An 18436-nucleotide genomic window follows, 5' to 3' on the forward strand; every position below is an offset into this window, starting at 1 on the left:
AAAAAAGCGAGTTCTTTGTTCTCTCCTACTCTTACTAAAGAAACTTCAATATTCTATTGGTAAAAAAATCAACCATTTAGTAGTAAAATAAAGTATAATACTTACTGATAGTTATTCCAGTTATCTTGACTGAAATGACGAACTATTTGGCTTTAAATTTATTAGACTTAAAACTGAGTAACAATTTAGAAAGGATACAAACCTTAAATGAAAAAATTTAAAGGCTTGACTTCTGCTGAAGTTCAAGCAAGTAAAAACGCTCATGGCGATAATAGGCTCTCTAGTAAAGAGGCTAACTCGCTCCTCTCAATCTTTATCGAAGCCTTCCAAGATCAATGGATTCTTATCCTCTTGGCTGCCTTAGGATTAAAAATCATTTTCAACTTTGTTGGAATGATTTTCCCTGCTATTGGTGAAGCTAATTGGTATGAGGCTATCTCACTAATTTTCGCCATTTTGATGTCTACTGGATTCTCAGCAGTCTCACAATACCGCAATGAGCAAAAGTTCAACACTCTTCAAGAAGAGGCTTCGAAAACTAATGCTAAAGTTTATCGTGATGGTAAACTTAAAGAGGTTCTCGTTGATGATATTGTAAAAGGTGATCAGATTCTCCTTCAATCAGGGGACAAGATTCCAGTTGATGGTATCATCTTGGAAGGTGAGTTAAAAGTCAACCAAGCTGTCCTTAATGGTGAAAGTGAAGATGCTAAAAAACTTCCTCTTGGTGATCAAAAAGAGCCAGACTCTTCGGATCTCTTTACAGAGCTCAAAGTCTTCCGTGGTACAGTTGTTACTTCGGGTGAAGCTGTTATGGAAGCTACACAAATTGGTGATAACACCGTTCTTGGAAGCATCAATACTTCTCTTCAAGAAGATAGTAAAGATTCACCATCTAAAGAGAAACTTAACAAGCTTGCTGGTAATATCGGTGTCCTCGGTTATAGTGCAGGTGCTGCATACTCAGTAATCAACCTTGTATTAGGCTTTATTGCCCTTAATAAGGCTAATAACCTCAATGGTGGTTCAATCTTCCTCCTTATCATTGAAACAATTCTCTTTGCGGTTACAATCATCATCATGGCCGTTCCAGAAGGTCTGCCAATGATGTTGGCACTCGTTTCCTCAATGAACTCAGGACGACTTTTAGCTCAAAATATCTTAGTTCGCCATCCTGATACCATTGAAACAGCCGGATACATGAATATCCTCTTCAGTGATAAGACTGGTACCATCACAGAAGGTAAACTATCTGTAGTTGACTTCTTCCTTGCTGATGGAACACTTTATGCGGCTACTGGTGAAACTGATGCTCCTGATTTTGACACAATGTCAGATAGCCTTAAAGCTGAAATGATTAATGGTATCGGTCTTAACAACGATGCCATGGTAGCTGATGGCAGTGCTGTTGGTAGTAATGCCACTGACCGTGCACTTCTTGATTTCCTTATTGGCCGTTCTCAACTTGATTTCGATACGAACACAATTACTGAGAAGCAACAATTCAACTCAGCAACAAAATTCGCAAGTGTAACAACTAAGGACGGAAAAACTTACATCAAAGGTGCCCCAGAATTCATCCTAAATGACTGCTACTACTATCTTGATAAAGATGGTAATAAACAAAACTTTACAGATGATATTAAAGCTCGTTTCCAAGAATTGTCATTGGAACAAGCTAACCGTTCAATGCGTTTGCTTGCTATCCTAAATACAGATGGTAATGATAAAGTCTTGATTGGTATCGTATGTATCCGTGATAACGTTCGTTCTTCAATTAAACAAACTGTTGAAACAATGAACCGTGCGGGTGTTCAAGTAGTTATGGTAACTGGTGACCGTAAAGAAACCGCTGTTGCTATCGCTAAAGAAGCCGGTATCGTCACTGGAGAAAATGACCTTGTCCTTACTCACGATGAACTCTCTGCCCTCTCAGATCAAGAACTTAAACAACAATTGCCTCACTTAAAAGTGGTAAGTCGTGCCCTTCCAATGGATAAAAAACGTCTTATTGAGGCAGCTCAAGACCTTGAAATGGTCGCTGGTATGACAGGTGATGGGGTCAATGACTCACCTGCCTTAAAATCAGCTGATGTCGGTTTCTCAATGGGTGATGGTACTGAAGTTGCACGTGAAGCTTCAGATATCGTTATCTTGAATAACTCATTGACTTCGATTGAAAAAGCCGTCCTCTATGGACGTACTATGAGTAAGTCAGTAAGTAAATTTATCATCTTCCAATTAACTGTTAACGTAACGACTATTGCCATGTCACTTCTATCACCACTTTTGGGTCTCAAAGAGCCATTTACAATCATCCAAATTCTTTGGATTAACCTTATCATGGACACACTTGCTGCCCTTGCCTTTGGTGAAGAGCCTACGCTAGATCGTTATATGAACGAAAAACCAGTTGCTAAGAAAGCAAATATTCTTACTGGTTATATGAAATCCGCTATCGGAGTTGCAAGTGTCTTCATTACTGTCGTATGTTTAGCCATTCTTAAAAATGTTGGTGGTATTCAAGACTTTATCACAAATGGAACTGGTAACTTTGAAATGGTCACAACATTCACATTTACAGTATTTATCTATGCTGTCATCTTCAACTCACTTAACACACGTAGTAATGGATTTAATGTTTTTGAACATATCAGCGAAAACAAGAAATTCTCAATTGTAATGATTTCTATTGCTGTCGTTCAAACCTTGATTATTCAATTCGGTGGTAAAGTATTTAGTACCGTTCCAATGGATGTTGAACACTATATCGTTGCTCTTCTTATCGCGGTTTTGATTATCCCTGCAGATTTAATTCGAAAAGCTCTAACTAAAAACAAATAAGATCTGTTTAAGGCAATACAAAACTTCAAAGTGACAAAAAGGATTGGGTTAATCCCCAATCCTTTTTAATAAATTCTGAAGGTACCTATAAAAAATAATAAGAGCAATATTATTCTCCTATTACTCTATAACAAAAAGGCTTATTAAAGCCTATTTGTTATATCCTGATTTATTAAGTAACACTACTTAAACTGACTAGGAGCCCCTGTATAACCTGCCCAATCCTTACTATAAAAGCGGTCGTTCAAGTTATAGCTAGGTGCAGGTGTTGGATTACTTACAAATGGATCAACAGCCTTGTCAAAGGCTACCCATCCTTTCCATCCCATATGAATGGTGTCTTGCATAAAGTAAGGTTGATCTCCATCTTTTGAGAAGTCTGCAATATTGGTAAAGCCTTGACTTTCCAATTGATAACGGATTTTAGAAACCGTAGCATCATACATTTCTTGACTAAGTCCCGTATAAGCCATCCACTTGCTATTAACAGGTGGGATGACAAAAATGACATTAGTATTTGACTTAGCAAATTGATTTAGCACCAACTGTAGGTCACCGTATTCTTGTGAAACTTCATAAGAAAGATTTTTCTGGAAACCTTTAAGTTTACCAATCTTCTTAGACAAACGTTTCTTATAGAAACGGTCATCGATACCAAAGTCGTTTGACTTAGTATGGGCTTCTGCATCTCTTACAGCAACCTGATCAAGTGCCTCATAAGAGAGCTTGTCTGGCAACTCTTTAAGATAAGGAAGAACTTTCTTCTCGTAATTAGCGTTATTTGATGCTGCTAAAGGACTAAACAAGGCATCTTCTCGCTTATTAAGCTCTGCCATAAATTGAATATAAGTCTTATCAAGTGAATTTAACTCTTGCCCCTTAGCCACTTTAGAAAGTTGAGATTTCATAGTAATCTCAGGCTTCATCTCTAAGATACGTTGAGCTGCATACTGAGAATTTGCATCCGTCTGAATTTCACTTAAGAAACTACTAAGTTGGTCGTTATTGTAGAACTGCTGAAAAGCTGCAGAATTATACCCCTTTTTAGTAAACCATTGTGGAGACAAGACGTACACAGCTGTACCGTTTTGTAATTCTGGAAGCATTTGTTGCATTCCCAAATATTGGTTTAGAGATGCAGCACCACGTTGTCCAATAAAGTATGGGCGATAGTTACGGTCGTACTTTTCAGCCAAAACAGCTGGATGAAGAGCATCAAAACGCAACCACTCACTTGACCCAAAGAAAGGGACAAATCGATGCTTCTTATCTGAAAGAGCTGTAGTTTTGTTCATCCGACTCTTAAAGTTTTCATTTGTCAGTGTTACTGCACTACGTTTTTCAGCCACATAACTATGTTTTCTGCCTTGTGGGTAGGCATATATAACTACCACTACCAATACCAAGGCACAAATTACTGGACCAAAAATCTGCCATAAACGCTTAAGCATTGCGAAGCTCCGTTACCCCTTCAACAATCTTATTAGCTGTGTTCCAGTCATCACGACCAAATTCTGAAACTGGTACACGAATATCGAAACGTGATTCCAATTCAACGATAAGCTCAACTGTTCCCATTGAATCGAGAACACCAGCATCGAAAAGGTCTTCGTCCATCATGTCAGAAACATCTTCCATGAAAAGTTCATCAATAATTTCAATAACTTCTGATTTTACATCCATTTTTATAATTCCTTTACTTATTTTTTAGTGAACCAGAGGTCATTCAAGAATCCAGAGAAAATCAAGAATGACAACATAACAGTGTTAAATGTAATAAAGATTCCCAAAGCCTTCGTCCATCTATTTTCAGGAAGTGGCTCAAGACCAGCTTTCTTACGTTCTTTATTAATGGTCTTCTTCTTGCGCAACCAGGCATCATTAAGTCCTAGACCAATACCATGGAAAATACCGTAAGCAATGTAGTACCAAGTAACCCCATGCCAGAATCCCATAACCATCATATTAATGACATAGGCCACATTTGACGTCGTGTTACGATTTTTGAAAACTTTATTTCGCATCAAAACCATAACCAAACGCATAAAGACAAAGTCACGGAACCAGAAAGACAAGCTCATATGCCAACGATTCCAAAATTCTTTCAAGTCTCGTGAGATGAAAGGTTTGTCAAAGTTGATTGGGCTCTTTATCCCCATAAGGTTTGATGCTGCCAAGGCAAACATCGAGTAACCCGCAAAGTCAAAGAAGAGATCAAAACCGAAAACATACATGACACCAAGTGTTGGTAAATTAAAGATACCACCTTGAGCTAAAGCTTGTGTTTTCAGTGAAGGTAAAAGCATACTTCCAAAAATTTGAGCCAAGACAAATTTATAGAGAAAACCGAGCATAATATACTTGACAGCTTGCTCCAACATATTCATCAACTCATCTCTCTCAGGAATCGCTTGGTAATCTTCGTTAAAGCGTTTGAAGCGATCAATAGGACCACTCGTAAAGGTTGGCATAAAGAGCATGAATCGGAGGAATTCTCCAAGTGTAAACTCTTTTAAGACACCATCCCGCATCTCGATAATCATACCAACTGATCGGAAGGTCAAGTAAGAAATACCAAGAAAGTTTAAGAGTGACTGAGTACCATTTATCGCAGGCTCTACCTTAACAAAAATCAAGGGAAGGACTACTAGAAATGAGTGTAAATAGAAAACCCATTTATTGTCCTTTTTACTGCGGTAATGTTTGTAGGAATAAACCCAGATGATTTGCCAAACGATATAGAAAAGTAAGGCTAGTAATTGGCTAGCATGTGTTCCTGTCAGAGCGAGAACAATAAAGGCTAGACTGACCAAACATTCATAAATCGCAAAACGCTTTTTATAGAAGAGACCCACAAAGATTGGCAATAGAGCTAATCCAAGATAGATAAAATAGAAGGGGTTACCGTAGGCTTCTAAATGGGGGAGCTGTTTCAAGAAGTCAATCATCGGTTGTTAACCTCACTGATAAGACCCTTGATATCAATTTTCCCATTTGGTGTTAAAGGCAAGCTCTCACGATAGAGGAATTTAGTAGGCATCATATAAGACATCATGATATCTTCTAAGTCAGCCTTAATCGCCTTGGTGATATCAATTTCACGTTCAAACTGCTCACGAACACCATCCTTAAGAATCACATAAGCCAAGAGATTCTGAACCTTATGGTCTTTATTGTAACGTGGCACAGCCACTGCTGAATCAATATACTTAGACTTATTAAGGTTTTGTGAAACATCCTCTAACTCAATACGGAAACCATTAAATTTAATCTGGAAGTCCATACGACCGCCGTAAAGAAGGAGACCTTCATCAGTCATCGTTCCTACATCACCAGTATGGTAAGCAGGAAGGCCATTAAACTCGAAGAAGGCTTCCGCAGTCTTTTCAGGATTGTTCATATATCCTTTTGAAACTGCTGGTCCTGATACGATGATTTCACCCTGTTGACCATTTGGAAGGATATTGCCATCCTCATCGATAATATAAGTCGGTGAATCTTCCTTGGTATAACCAATCGGCAAACGCTTAAGGTTAGCCAGCATCTCATCAGTTACTGCTACTGCTGATAAGGCGACAGTTGCTTCAGTTGGTCCGTAAGCATTGATAATACGTGCTTCTGGGAAACGTTGGCGAAGCTTTTGAGCAGTCTTGACAGTCAACTCTTCTCCATCAAAATAGAAATGCGTAATTTCTGGCATCTTCTCTGCATTGAAGTCTTCAGACAACATTGCCATATCTGCAAAAGATGGTGTTGATGTCCAAATAGCAATTGGAAGTGAGAAGATCGTTTCAAAGAGCTTCTTGAAGTCCTGTGTAATAGCTGAAGGAAGCGCATAGAGTGTTCCTCCAAGTGCCAATGTTGGTGCCCAGTACATTACCGATAGGTCAAATGAATAAGGTGGTTGAGCCAGCATTTGAGGACGTTTTGGAGTCGCAAATTCCTTGTCCGTAATCATCCAGTTAGTGAAACTAAGGAGATTATTGTGTGAAATTTGTACCCCTTTAGGCTTACCTGTAGTTCCTGATGTGAAGATGATGTAATAAGTATCATCCCCCTTAACAGGATGAGTCACTTCGTAGCTAGTCTTGCTTTCAAAAGCTGTTGTCACTTGATCCAATGTTAGGATTGGAGCTTGGACATCCTCAAGTGGGAAGTCATTAATAGCAATAATCAGACTAGGCTCTGCTACTTCAACGATAGCCGTCACGCGCTCAAGAGCTGAGTGACTGTCAATTGGAATATAAGCGTGACCAGATTTAGTCAAAGCGACAAAAGTTGCCAACATTTCATACTCTTGACCGCCATAAACCACAACAGGTGATTTTTCTGGAATATCAAGACTATCAATCTTAGCTGCCAAGCTATCTGAGTCAGCCTTCAAGTCGCCGTAAGTGTGAACTTCCCCTAAAATATTGTAAACAGGAAAGTCAGGTTGTGATTGAGCAAACTGCTCAATCGTTTCAATCATATCTTTAATTTTTGTATTCGTCATTATTCTTCCTAAAATTCGTTATAGATAAAATTACCTTGACCTTGTCCTAGGTAATTGTAGAGATAAATTAGGGCCATAAAAATGGCGAAATAAAGCAAGGTTTGTCCTAAAAATACCAGGACGTTTTTATGTTTTAACATTCTAATTTTCGATACCTTTTTTTATATAATATCCTCTTTAGTTTACCATCTTATCAGTATTTTTTCCAATAAAAAAGAAAAAATAACTAAATTTCATTTCTTTTTCATTAATAAGTTTCCGTGATACATGATTGGCTAAAATCAAAAAAACAGAGCTTAAAAGCTCTGTCGGATTTAACTATTTTGTGTCTTTTGGGCCGTCTGCATACGATAGTACATTCCCTTAGCTTGCATCAGTTGTTCATGGGTTCCGTGTTCAACGATATCCCCATTATTCATGACCAAAATAAGGTCCGCATTCTCTATGGTAGATAATCGATGGGCAATGATGAAACTTGTTCGACATTTCATTAATTTAGCGAAGGCCTCTTGAATGAGAAGCTCTGTACGAGTATCGATACTAGAAGTGGCTTCATCCAAAATTAAGATTTTAGGCACATTGACAAATATGCGAGCAATGGTCAAAAGCTGACGTTGTCCCTGAGAAAGGGATTGCCCCGCATCATTCAAGTAGGTGTCGTAGCCTTGAGGCAACTGCTGAATAAAGAAATCAGCATTGGCAGCCTTGGCCGCTGCTATGACTTCTTCACGACTGGCTTCTGGATTTCCATAGGCAATATTATCATGAATAGTGCCGACCTCAAGCCAAGTTTCCTGCAAAACCATCCCAATCTGTTTCCGAAGACTCTCACGAGTATAATCTGTAATAGGTCTACCGTCCAGTAGAATGTTCCCCTTATCCAAATCATAGAAACGCATAAGTAGGTTAATCAAGGTAGATTTCCCCGCTCCTGTTGGACCAACAATGGCAACAGTACTTGCGGCAGGGATATCAATGCTCAAATCCTTGATAAGAGGTTTATTAGGCAAATAGCCAAACTGGACATGATCAAATTGAAAACGTCCCTGCACATCTGCTTCTTCCAAGACCGCCTTACCTGTTTCTGTTATTTCCTCTTCATCCAATATCATATAAAGGCGATCAGCACAGGCCAAAGCACTTTGAAGTTCAGATAGAACAGATGAGATATCATTAAAAGGTTTCGTATACTGAGTCACATAATTTAGGAAGGTAGTCAATTGTCCCACTGTGAAAGCACCACCCGACATGATTCGATAGGCACCAACACCTGCAATAAGAGCATAAATCAGACTATTGACAAAACGTGTAGCTGGGTTAACCGCTGACGAATAAAAGATAGCACCCTGTGAATAATCAGCATACTTACCATTGACGTCTTTAAAACTCCTAACCATCTGGTCTTGAGCATTTAGACTCTGTACTAAAGCTTCTTGAGTCAGACTTTCCTCAATCAACTGAGTCTGCATACCTCGCCATTTAGTTTGATTGCGATAGAGTTGATAGCTCTTCTTTGCGATAAAACGTGCCACAAGCATTGACAGAGGCGTCATCACTAGAACTAAGAGCATCATGAACCAGTCTAAGCGAGCCATGGTAATGATTATGACAAAGATAGTCAAAAGCCCAACGAAAAATTGGTTAAAGACCATGAGAAGTCCGTTGTTTAACTGATCGCTATCTGTAGTCACACGGCTAACCATGTCTCCAGTTCCTTGACGATCAAGGTAACTAAGTGGCATAGCATGAATTTTCATCATGACTCGTTCACGTAAACTTTCGCTATATGAATAAATCAATCGATTATAAATCAGAGGGTTAAGCCACTGGATTGCACTATTAGCTAAGATAACTACAAGCATCTGCCAAATTAAACGTGACATCAATAGAACGGCGTTCATCTTAAGAACAGCGTCCACTGCATCACCAATTAAGATAGGTAAGTAAACCGTTAAGGCAACTTGAATAATGGTCCCAACAGTTGCTAAGGCAAAAAGGTAACGCTGACTTAAGATATCTCTACTTAAACGTTTAAGCGTTGATTTATTATTTCTAGCCTTCATCAGCGACCTCCTTTTGATGTTGAGAATAATGAATGTCTTGATAGAGTTTATTTGTGGCAAGCAATTCTTCATGATTACCCAAGCCAACTTGATGTCCCTTATCAAGCACCAAAATTTGATCAACAGCTTTTAGACTATTTGTTCTTTGCGAAATAATAATCAAACTCGTTGATTTAAGATTGTCTCTGATAGCCGCTAGTAGGCGACTTTCAGTCAAATAATCTAGGGCTGAGGTGGAGTCATCCAAAATCAAGAATGGTGCTGGTCTCATCAACGCACGCGCAATAGTCAAACGTTGACGTTGCCCTCCCGAAAAATTACGGCCAAATGACTCAACTGGCTCATCTAAACCAAGGTCCTTATCCCTTACAAAATCAGCAGCCTGAGCCATGTCAAGAGCATGCCAGAGTTCTTGCTCACTTGGTTCGTGGTCAAGTCCTAATGACAAGTTTGAACGAATGGTTCCCCTAAATAACTCAGCTTTTTGCGGGACATAGGCAACCCAAGAACGCCACTCTTTAAGGTTTTTTGGTGATTTTTGATCTTTGAAAATAGCTAATGAACCAATCTGAGGCTGATATAAGTTCATGATTAAGTTTACCAAAGTCGATTTACCTGAACCTGTACCACCAATAATACCTAGTGACTGACCTTGAGTAAGACTGACATGAATCTCTTGGAGTGATGGCGAACTAGCTGTAGGATAGGTAAAGGTCATCTGATCAATAGCTAGCACTGTGGAAGCCTGACTAGAAGTGCGGACTTCTAAAGGTGCCTCAATATCCTCATCTTGAAGTTCAAAAATCGCTTGTACCCGTTTTGCTGAAATAAAGCTTTGATTCAGATTGGTCAACATCATGGCCAATTTAAGGAGCTCCGTCAAAATTTGCAAGAGATAATTGACTAGAGCAATCAGCATACCTTGGGACAAGAGACCAGCTTGAATTTGCAGATTTCCTTGCCAAAGGATAGCAATCAAGGTCATATTAACAACCAAGAAAGTCAAAGGACTAATGAGACTTGCTATTACTCCTGTTTTGAGCTGCCACTTCTTCAAGTCTTTATTGACAGTAGTAAAGTTATCTAATTCACCCTCACTCTGATCAAAAGCCCGAATAACCCTCATACCTTCAAGTTGTTGACGTGTATTGGTAACAATTGACTCATTAATTACTCGAATCTTGGCGTATAAAGGATTGACGATGCGACTAGCTAGTACAATAATAAGGGTCAATACCAAGACCATGCCAAGAAACCAAAGGGTCAAGCGTGGACTGATTCGGAATGCCATAATAATGGCTCCCGTCACGATAATCGGTGCCCTCAAAAAGAGCCTCAAAAATTGATTGATGCCCGTTTGGATTTGAAAGGTATCACCAGTCAAACGTGTCACCAAACTTGACGTTCCAATCTCATCCCGCTTTTCCTTTGATAAACGCATGATCTTCTCATACAAATCATTGGTTAAACCTCGGGCATAGCCAACTGCTGCTCTGGATGAAAAATACTGTGCTGAAATAGCAACAACAACCCCAATAACGGCAAGTCCGAACAAGAGAAAAATCATCATAAACAGATGATTTTGGTCTTTATTTGGAATAGTTGTGTCGACAATTCCAGCAATCACTAGAGGGACCAAGAGTTCGAAACTGGCTTCGATTAATTTAAAAACGGGTCCCAGGATACTGTCTTTGACATATCCTTTGAAATAAACTAATAATGCTTTCATTTGTCTTTCCTTAAGAATGAAGCGTATCCTCTTAGAGACGAGAGAACATACGCATCAAAAAGAGGTTAAACTGCACTTCTTTGGCGTAATAAATATTTCCGCCATTTGTATAAAGTTTTCCGCCACCATAGTACATGGCAACCGGTTGGTAATAGGTGTAAGTTTCTCCACTGATATTTCCTAGACTCGGAGCAACGACATTTTTTGAATAAGCTTTTGCTAATTCGACGGTGTTAACTCCACCATTATCAGCCACATAATCGATATAGGCCTTACCAAAATTATAAGCTTGTACTGCTGTCCAAGGATCCACCTTATGATGGGCAGCTTCTTCCAGATTTTCTGACAGCACCGTCACCCCTTGACGAATACTTTCTTTTCGATCTGTGATGGAGTTAGTAACCCCTGTAGAACTTTCACTGGACTGCATCACGTCATCTGTCTTCCCCTTGGTTTCTGTGTAGATCATAGCCAACACCAAATCGACATTGGTTGTATTATCAATGTCGTCTTCAGCCAAAACCTCCTTAACCATGGATTCATAGGTTAAGACATGTTGAATATTGGCATGGATTCGATAACATTGGATACCTAAGATGAGGACTACGACAAAAACTGCCAGACGTCTTATCCATTTAAACATATTATTTATTGATGATATCCTCGATATTTTTGATGAGAATAGAGTAGGTGCCATCAGGATTTTGAATAAATTCAACACTATCGGCATCCTGATAAACATTATTAGGCACGATTAACTCAATTCCGTTCGATAACGATAATTTTTGATTCTCCAATTTCTTAATTTGACGTGAATGGTCAATATCTGAAACCGAAATGGGTTCAGGAATAACCTCTTTAAGCTCATCAACGAAGGTCAAACGAGCTGTCAAATTATTATCAAAGAGCTGATCTGCCAATTTTTCAGGTGATAACTCTTGGTCTTCTTCCAGGTTATTAAAAATAGCTGATTTCATTTTTCCTTGGAAATTAAAGTCATCCTGATTAAAATTCTCGGCAATCTTCTGAGCAGTATCTTCGACCATCTTAATCGATTTCTTGACAGATTGTTCAGGCTGGACCTGCAAGAGATTCTCAGAGAAATAATTGGCAAAGCTTCCATTATGCTTGATTCGCTTTTCAATCAAATAATACTGCTTACTACTACGATTGATTACCAAAGCTTCATCAGGTGTCTGAGCCGCAGATGGCAAATTATTTTGTGACAATTGAATAGGATGTTGGCCATCTCCCAAAGAATGAATCAAACTGTCCTTGAGAGCAATACGCAAGAAAGCAAAATATTCTTGCCCTTCTTTATCAAACTGAATAAAGACCAAATCATTGGTCTTTTGATCTTCAGAAATGACAAATTCTTCCTTCCAAAGTTGGGAAATTTTAACAGAACTTTCCATCAAATCATCTCCTAGATGACTGATAAAAACATTTTCCGCATCGAAATAGCCCCGTTTAGCCTCATCTGAGAAAACTTTAGAGAGTTTCTTTCGAAAATACTCATCTAAGCGAGGCGTTATTTCAAGAGGTCCTTCAGCTAAAACCAGCTCCGTATCATTTGGCGAAAACTGGTGAATGATAATGCGTTTAATATATAAATCTAACATAGTTTTTAATAGAGTGGGAAGGCATCTGTAAGAGCTTTAACTTCTCCACGAATGTGTTCCAAAACTTCAGGTTTATCATGATTTTCCAAAGCTTGTACCATTAATTCAGCAATTTTACGGCTCTCAGCTTCACCCATACCACGACTCGTAATGGCTGGACTACCAACACGGATACCAGATGTTTTGAATGGAGACAACTGCTCATAAGGAATACCATTCTTGTTCAAAGTAATATTAACTTCTTCAAGAACGTTTTGCGCAACCTTACCATTTTCAACAACCTTAGTCACATCAACCAAGAAGAGGTGATTGTTAGTGCCACCTGAGATAACACGGAAATCTGGATGTTGATTGAAAACATCAGCCATAGCAGCTGCGTTTTTGATAACATTTTCACCGTATTCCTTAAAGGCAGGGTCAAGTGCTTCTTTAAGAGCAACAGCCTTAGCAGCAATAACGTGTTCCAAAGGGCCACCTTGCAAACCAGGGAAGACTGCAGAATTCAATTTCTTAGCGATAGCTTCATCATCAGTCAAAATCAAACCACCGCGAGGACCACGGAGCGTCTTGTGAGTTGTTGTAGTTGTCACATGTGCATGAGGAACTGGACTTGGGTGATGACCAGACGCCACAAGACCTGCAATGTGAGCCATATCTACCATGAGATAAGCACCTACAGCATCGGCAATTTCACGGAATTTAGCAAAATCAATGATACGAGAGTAAGCTGAAGCACCAGCCACGATGAGTTTTGGTTGCACTTCTTTAGCCTGCGCAAGAATGGCATCATAATCAAGGAGTTCAGTATCCTTATCCACATTGTAAGCGACGAAGTTATAGGTCTTACCAGAGAAGCTAACTGGTGCACCGTGTGTCAAGTGACCACCCGCTGACAAATCCATTCCCATAACCGTATCACCTGGTTGGATTAATGACATGTAAACAGCAGCATTGGCTTGGCTACCTGAGTGAGGTTGCACGTTGGCAAATTTTGCTCCAAAAAGTTCTTTGGCACGCTCAATAGCAAGAGACTCAACCACATCAATCACGTCTGTACCACCATAGTAACGTTTACCTGGATAGCCTTCTGCGTACTTGTTAGTCAAGAGAGTTCCTTGAGCAGCCATAACAGCTTTAGATACCACGTTCTCAGAGGCAATCAACTCAATATTGTTTTGTTGGCGTTCAGCCTCAGCATCGATGGCGTTCCATAGTTCAGGGTCAAATGCTTTGTAATCTTCTTTATCAAAAATCATAGAGGTCTCCTTTGAGGTCTAAGGGGGTTTCAATCAACTCACCCACATATAGTTGGAAGTTATCTCACACTTCCATAGGTCTCTGTTAGTCATTTATTCTATGGTCAACTCTGGTAGAGCCGCCAATAGGTCTTCTTTTGTAATTTTCCCTTGTCTGAGAATCCTAGCAGGTGAAACAGACAAATCCAAAATCGTCGAATCTACACCTAACAAGGCATCATCATCTTGATAGCCAGTCACCTGAAAATCAAATTGTACTCTAATATCGTCGAAATAACGACCACTAGCCTTCCCAGACTTATTAGCAGATGGACCAATCAAAGGCCCTTCCGCTTGAATCAGCTCTCTAGTGACAGGATGGTCTGGCAAACGGAAGCCAACTGTCGCCAATCCTGAATTAATCCACTTAGGGACTTGATCATTAGCCTTTAAAATGATAGTCAAAGGTCCAGGCAAAAAAGCATCATACAATTGTTTCAAATACTTGGGTTGATCTTTTGAATAGGACAAGATATCTTCATAAGAAGCGACATTCAAATTCATGGCTTTATCTCTGGGACGATTTTTTAGCTCATAAACATGGTCAACAGCTTGCTCATCTAAAGCCTTAGCAAATAGACCATAAACAGTCTCTGTAGGAAGGACAACTGCTCCACCGTCAGCCAAGATTTCTCTTAACACTTTATTACTTTTCATCATCCATCACGACCATTCTATCTTGCCCAAATTGGTCCTTAAGAACACGCACACGCTTATCAGGAAAATGTAGAGACAAGAGTTTCTTCAAATCACGGCCCTGCTTATAGCCAATTTCAAAGTAGAGCTTTCCTTTTGGAGTTAAATACTTGTCTGCGTCCTCAATAATCTGTCTATAAATAGCAAGTCCCTCTTCATCAGCAAACAGAGCCATTTTGGGCTCGCTAGCCAAAACATTAGTACCAACTTCGTTCTTATCATTTTCAGAAATATAGGGAGGATTTGACACAATGATATCAAAACTACCAGAAGTATTTTCGAAAACATCCGATTGCACAAAGCTAATGTCTACCTGATTTAGTATAGCATTCTCTTTAGCAAGTACTAAGGCGTCAGCTGACAAGTCACTAGCTGTTACTTGCCAAAAGGGGCAACTCTTTTTCAGAGATACCGAAATAGCACCACTCCCAGTTCCGATATCAAGAATCTTGAGCTCTGAGCTAGGGTTTTCCGCTAAAATCAAATCCACTAGTTCCTCAGTTTCAGGACGTGGAATCAAGACACGCTCATCAACCTGAAAACGCAAGCCATGAAAGTCTTCATAGCCCAAAATATACTGAGCAGGCTTGTGATTCATTAGTTGGCTGAATACATAAGCTAACAACTCTGCATCTTCATCTGAAACTTCTTGACGCAATTGAAGAACAAAATGAGTCAAGTCCCATTGCTTCAAACCACGATAAACGAAGGAAAGGGCCTCTGGCTCTTCACCAACAGCATCAAGCTGCTTCTCATAGTCATCCAGGACATCCGCTAAAATCATTTGTTAAGCTCTTCCAATTTTTGAGTTTGATCATAAAGAACCAAGGCATCCACAACTTCATCTAATTTACCAGCTAGAATTGTATCAAGCTTTTGAAGGGTCAAACCAATACGGTGATCAGTTACACGGTTTTGCGGGAAGTTGTAAGTACGGATACGCTCTGAACGATCCCCTGTACCAACAGTCGATTTACGCTCAGCATCTTGTTCATCTTGAGCGATTTGTGCAAAGTGGTCCGCAACACGCGCACGGATAATCTTCATAGCTTTATCACGGTTCTTCTGTTGTGTACGTTCTTCTTGCATCTCTACTTTGATTCCAGTAGGAATGTGAACCATACGAACCGCAGTCGCAACCTTATTGACGTTCTGACCACCGGCACCAGAAGCGTGATAGATATCGACACGAAGGTCCTTAGGGTCAATTTCGTACTCTACTTCTTCAACTTCTGGCATAACCAAAACAGTTGCTGTAGAGGTATGAACACGACCTTGACTTTCAGTCACAGGCACACGTTGCACACGGTGTGCTCCTGATTCATATTTGAGTTTAGAATACACGGATTGCCCTGAAACCATGGCAACCACTTCTTTGATACCACCGACACCATTATAAGAGGCTTCCATAACCTCAAAGCGCCAACCTTGTGTTTCTGCGTATTTTTGGTACATAGCTAGAAGGTCACCCGCAAACAAGGCAGCTTCATCACCACCTGCAGCCCCACGGATTTCAAGGATAATATTCTTGTCATCATTAGGGTCTTTTGGCAAAAGAAGAATTTTCAAACGTTCTTCGTACTCTTCCTTAGCGGCTTTGGATTCTTTGAGTTCTTCCTTAGCCATTTCTTCCAAGTCAGGATCACCGCTTGCTTCCTTAATCATCTCTTCAGCATCTGAGATACTTTGGATGACTTGCTTGTACTCACGGTAAGCTGTCACAGTTTCACGAGTATTTGCTTCTTCACGTGACAACTCCATGAACCGTTTAGTGTCTGAAACTACTTCAGGGTCACTAAGCAATTCACCCAATTCCTCATAGCGGTCTTCAACCGCTTGTAACTGATCATAAATATTCATCTGTTATCTTTTCTCCTTATTATAACTAATAGTCATTTTTAGTCCTTATTCAAAGGGATTATGTTTTCGTGAGGTGGATTAAACCAGTGCTTTCGGCAAACAGAGATATAACTCTCGTGTCCTCCAATTTGAACTTGTGCTCCCTCATAAACTGGCTTCCCATCTTCCATACGAAGAACCATGGTTGCCTTTCTCGAGCAATAATGACAAATGGTCTTGATCTCATCAATCTTATCAGACAAAAGCAAAAGGTATTTAGAACCTTCAAAGAGATTGTTCTGAAAATCATTTTTGAGACCAAAAGCCATCACTGGGATATCTAACTCATCAACAATTCGTGCCAAATCATAGACATTCGCACGGGTCAAAAACTGAGCCTCATCAACTAAAACACAGTAAGGTCGTGGATCCATATTAGCAATGTAACCAAAAATATCCGTATCATCACCAATAGGATATGCCTTCCGTTTCATGCCAATACGACTAGAGATATAGCCGACCCCATCTCGATTATCCAAACGACTGGTCAACAATACTACTGGTTTTCCTTGTTCTTCGTAATTATAGGCAACCTTAAGAATTTCAATGGATTTCCCAGAATTCATAGTGCCATAGCGAAAATAAAGTTGTGCCAAACCAGTCTCCTCTAAAATATGTATTGTACTTATTTTATCATAATTCTAAGCGTAAAAGGGAGGGAGACTGAACAATTTTTGAAAAAAGTTCGCCTCACTCCCTTATTTTTATAATAGGTTTGACTTGTGTTTCAAATGGTTCAATCTTATCACCCTGATAACGTTTCACCAGTCTAATAGCTTCTTATGAATAGGCTTTAGCCAATTTTTCAAGAAGTTCTTCTTTCTCCTCGTCACTAGCAAATGAAGCTTCGATTGCCGTCTTATTATGAGCATAAAAGTCTTGCACTGAGCTATCAAAATGCTTGTGATAGAGTTCGTATTCCTTGGTTAAGTTTGTATCAGAAACGGTACGATTGTCCGTATTAATGGTAATATTCGCACCTGCTGCTTTCATTTTTAGATAAGGAAAATCAGCAACTGTAACGGCTGCTTTAGTCTGCAGATTACTTGTTAAACATAACTCTCCTGTGACACCATTTTTGACAAACTCTTCCAGAAGCTCAGGCTCTTGAGCCAGGATCGTTGCATGACCATTACGCTTAATTCCCATAGCAATTGACTCAGCCAAAAAGGCTGGGCAACCACACTCACCAGCATGAAAAGTCATCGGACGGTTGTAACTTTGGACTTGTTCAATTAGAGGTTTAATCGCTTTAGGTCCATAATGATGCTCATCTCCAGCAAAATCAAAACCAACAAAGTCACTATCTTCAACTTCATTTGCTTCATCAAGAATACGAGCCGTTAATTCTTGATCTGATTGGCGCATGCCACAAACTAGGGCCTTGGCTACAATACCGAATTCTTCTTGAGCTTGACGTAAGCCTTGACAAACAGCATCAATGGTTTCAGCGACAGTCAATCCCTTATCCATTGACAATTCTGGAGCAAAACGCACTTCAATATAGATAACATTTTCAAGAGCAGCCTGTTTAGCAACATCATAAGCCGCAACGGTCAAGGCTTCCTTTGTTTGAAGCAAAGGACGAATATAATCAAAAGCCTCAAGATAATCTAAGAGACTCTCACAGGTAGCAGGTGCTGTCACATGGTGTTTGAGCTCCGCATCGTCCTCAGGTAACTCAATCTGTGCCAAGTCAGCTAGGTGGCGAATGGTTTCCAATGATAGAGAACCATCCAAATGACAGTGTAGTTCTGTTTTAGCCAACTTATGAAAATCAATAGCAGTCATTC

General features: G+C 39.7%; 16 protein-coding genes. 1 reads left to right on the forward strand and 15 read right to left on the reverse strand.

Annotated features, from left to right (window positions below; genetic code table 11):
• The first annotated feature begins 207 nt into the window (after positions 1 to 207).
• The gene (locus H7U01_RS03195) at positions 208 to 2844 is read left to right on the forward strand and encodes a calcium-translocating P-type ATPase, PMCA-type (RefSeq protein WP_201041104.1); all 2637 of its coding nucleotides are present in this window, start codon (positions 208 to 210) and stop codon (positions 2842 to 2844) included.
• A 182-nt stretch (positions 2845 to 3026) separates the two neighbouring features.
• Here H7U01_RS03195 and dltD read toward each other — a convergent pair whose 3' ends face one another.
• The 15 genes from dltD to add form a co-directional block, all read right to left on the reverse strand.
• Entirely contained in the window at positions 3027 to 4295 is a 1269-nt protein-coding gene (gene dltD, locus H7U01_RS03200) for a D-alanyl-lipoteichoic acid biosynthesis protein DltD (protein ID WP_195435298.1), read from the reverse strand.
• Entirely contained in the window at positions 4288 to 4527 is a 240-nt protein-coding gene (gene dltC / locus H7U01_RS03205; RefSeq protein ID WP_002891149.1) for a D-alanine--poly(phosphoribitol) ligase subunit DltC, read from the reverse strand. The genes dltD and dltC overlap by 8 nt, the downstream gene beginning before the upstream one ends.
• Positions 4528 to 4544: 17 nt before the next feature.
• A complete protein-coding gene (gene dltB / locus H7U01_RS03210) occupies positions 4545 to 5792 on the reverse strand; it encodes a D-alanyl-lipoteichoic acid biosynthesis protein DltB (RefSeq protein WP_073689331.1) in 1248 nt (415 codons plus the stop codon).
• Positions 5789 to 7339, reverse strand: a complete 1551-nt coding sequence (gene dltA / locus H7U01_RS03215) for a D-alanine--poly(phosphoribitol) ligase subunit DltA (protein WP_004182015.1) — start codon at positions 7337 to 7339, stop codon at positions 5789 to 5791. Before dltA ends, dltB begins: the two co-directional genes overlap by 4 nt.
• Before the next feature lie 8 nt (positions 7340 to 7347).
• Entirely contained in the window at positions 7348 to 7479 is a 132-nt protein-coding gene (locus H7U01_RS03220) for a teichoic acid D-Ala incorporation-associated protein DltX (protein WP_002885174.1), read from the reverse strand.
• A gap of 174 nt (positions 7480 to 7653) precedes the next feature.
• A complete protein-coding gene (locus tag H7U01_RS03225) occupies positions 7654 to 9402 on the reverse strand; it encodes an ABC transporter ATP-binding protein (RefSeq protein ID WP_037597896.1) in 1749 nt (582 codons plus the stop codon).
• On the reverse strand, positions 9392 to 11131 hold the full coding sequence (locus H7U01_RS03230) for an ABC transporter ATP-binding protein (RefSeq protein ID WP_073689823.1): 1740 nt from the start codon (positions 11129 to 11131) through the stop codon (positions 9392 to 9394). The genes H7U01_RS03225 and H7U01_RS03230 overlap by 11 nt, the downstream gene beginning before the upstream one ends.
• Before the next feature lie 31 nt (positions 11132 to 11162).
• Positions 11163 to 11774, reverse strand: coding sequence for a lysozyme family protein (locus H7U01_RS03235; RefSeq protein WP_073689822.1), 612 nt, complete (start codon positions 11772 to 11774; stop codon positions 11163 to 11165).
• 1 nt (position 11775) lies between these two features.
• Positions 11776 to 12753, reverse strand: a complete 978-nt coding sequence (locus tag H7U01_RS03240; RefSeq protein ID WP_073689821.1) for a nucleoid-associated protein — start codon at positions 12751 to 12753, stop codon at positions 11776 to 11778.
• A 5-nt stretch (positions 12754 to 12758) separates the two neighbouring features.
• Positions 12759 to 14009, reverse strand: a complete 1251-nt coding sequence (gene glyA, locus H7U01_RS03245; RefSeq protein ID WP_073689820.1) for a serine hydroxymethyltransferase — start codon at positions 14007 to 14009, stop codon at positions 12759 to 12761.
• Between the two features lie 93 nt (positions 14010 to 14102).
• Positions 14103 to 14708 carry an L-threonylcarbamoyladenylate synthase gene (locus H7U01_RS03250; protein ID WP_060972471.1) on the reverse strand — a complete coding sequence of 202 codons (606 nt, stop codon included), beginning with the start codon at positions 14706 to 14708 and terminating at the stop codon, positions 14103 to 14105.
• Positions 14695 to 15528, reverse strand: coding sequence for a peptide chain release factor N(5)-glutamine methyltransferase (gene prmC, locus H7U01_RS03255; RefSeq protein ID WP_073689819.1), 834 nt, complete (start codon positions 15526 to 15528; stop codon positions 14695 to 14697). Before prmC ends, H7U01_RS03250 begins: the two co-directional genes overlap by 14 nt.
• Positions 15525 to 16604 carry a peptide chain release factor 1 gene (prfA, locus tag H7U01_RS03260; RefSeq protein ID WP_002891161.1) on the reverse strand — a complete coding sequence of 360 codons (1080 nt, stop codon included), beginning with the start codon at positions 16602 to 16604 and terminating at the stop codon, positions 15525 to 15527. Before prfA ends, prmC begins: the two co-directional genes overlap by 4 nt.
• A 38-nt stretch (positions 16605 to 16642) precedes the next feature.
• Complete coding sequence (locus H7U01_RS03265) at positions 16643 to 17239, reverse strand: thymidine kinase (RefSeq protein WP_073689818.1); 597 nt, start codon at positions 17237 to 17239, stop codon at positions 16643 to 16645.
• A gap of 184 nt (positions 17240 to 17423) precedes the next feature.
• Positions 17424 to 18434 (reverse strand): adenosine deaminase, encoded by a 1011-nt coding sequence (gene add, locus H7U01_RS03270; RefSeq protein WP_073689817.1) that lies wholly within the window; start codon positions 18432 to 18434, stop codon positions 17424 to 17426.
• Between the last annotated feature and the right edge of the window lie 2 nt (positions 18435 to 18436).

The organism is Streptococcus sp. 21.1 (assembly GCF_016648635.1).
Taxonomy (GTDB): domain Bacteria; phylum Bacillota; class Bacilli; order Lactobacillales; family Streptococcaceae; genus Streptococcus.

What these genes read in the sequence shown, in the direction of transcription:
- H7U01_RS03195 (WP_201041104.1), top strand. Translation starts at nt 208, where the DNA reads ATGAAAAAATTTAAAGGCTTGACTTCTGCTGAAGTTCAAGCAAGTAAA.
- dltD (WP_195435298.1), bottom strand. Translation starts at nt 4,295, where the DNA reads ATGCTTAAGCGTTTATGGCAGATTTTTGGTCCAGTAATTTGTGCCTTG.
- dltC (WP_002891149.1), bottom strand. Translation starts at nt 4,527, where the DNA reads ATGGATGTAAAATCAGAAGTTATTGAAATTATTGATGAACTTTTCATG.
- dltB (WP_073689331.1), bottom strand. Translation starts at nt 5,792, where the DNA reads ATGATTGACTTCTTGAAACAGCTCCCCCATTTAGAAGCCTACGGTAAC.
- dltA (WP_004182015.1), bottom strand. Translation starts at nt 7,339, where the DNA reads ATGACGAATACAAAAATTAAAGATATGATTGAAACGATTGAGCAGTTT.
- H7U01_RS03220 (WP_002885174.1), bottom strand. Translation starts at nt 7,479, where the DNA reads ATGTTAAAACATAAAAACGTCCTGGTATTTTTAGGACAAACCTTGCTT.
- H7U01_RS03225 (WP_037597896.1), bottom strand. Translation starts at nt 9,402, where the DNA reads ATGAAGGCTAGAAATAATAAATCAACGCTTAAACGTTTAAGTAGAGAT.
- H7U01_RS03230 (WP_073689823.1), bottom strand. Translation starts at nt 11,131, where the DNA reads ATGAAAGCATTATTAGTTTATTTCAAAGGATATGTCAAAGACAGTATC.
- H7U01_RS03235 (WP_073689822.1), bottom strand. Translation starts at nt 11,774, where the DNA reads ATGTTTAAATGGATAAGACGTCTGGCAGTTTTTGTCGTAGTCCTCATC.
- H7U01_RS03240 (WP_073689821.1), bottom strand. Translation starts at nt 12,753, where the DNA reads ATGTTAGATTTATATATTAAACGCATTATCATTCACCAGTTTTCGCCA.
- glyA (WP_073689820.1), bottom strand. Translation starts at nt 14,009, where the DNA reads ATGATTTTTGATAAAGAAGATTACAAAGCATTTGACCCTGAACTATGG.
- H7U01_RS03250 (WP_060972471.1), bottom strand. Translation starts at nt 14,708, where the DNA reads ATGATGAAAAGTAATAAAGTGTTAAGAGAAATCTTGGCTGACGGTGGA.
- prmC (WP_073689819.1), bottom strand. Translation starts at nt 15,528, where the DNA reads ATGATTTTAGCGGATGTCCTGGATGACTATGAGAAGCAGCTTGATGCT.
- prfA (WP_002891161.1), bottom strand. Translation starts at nt 16,604, where the DNA reads ATGAATATTTATGATCAGTTACAAGCGGTTGAAGACCGCTATGAGGAA.
- add (WP_073689817.1), bottom strand. Translation starts at nt 18,434, where the DNA reads ATGACTGCTATTGATTTTCATAAGTTGGCTAAAACAGAACTACACTGT.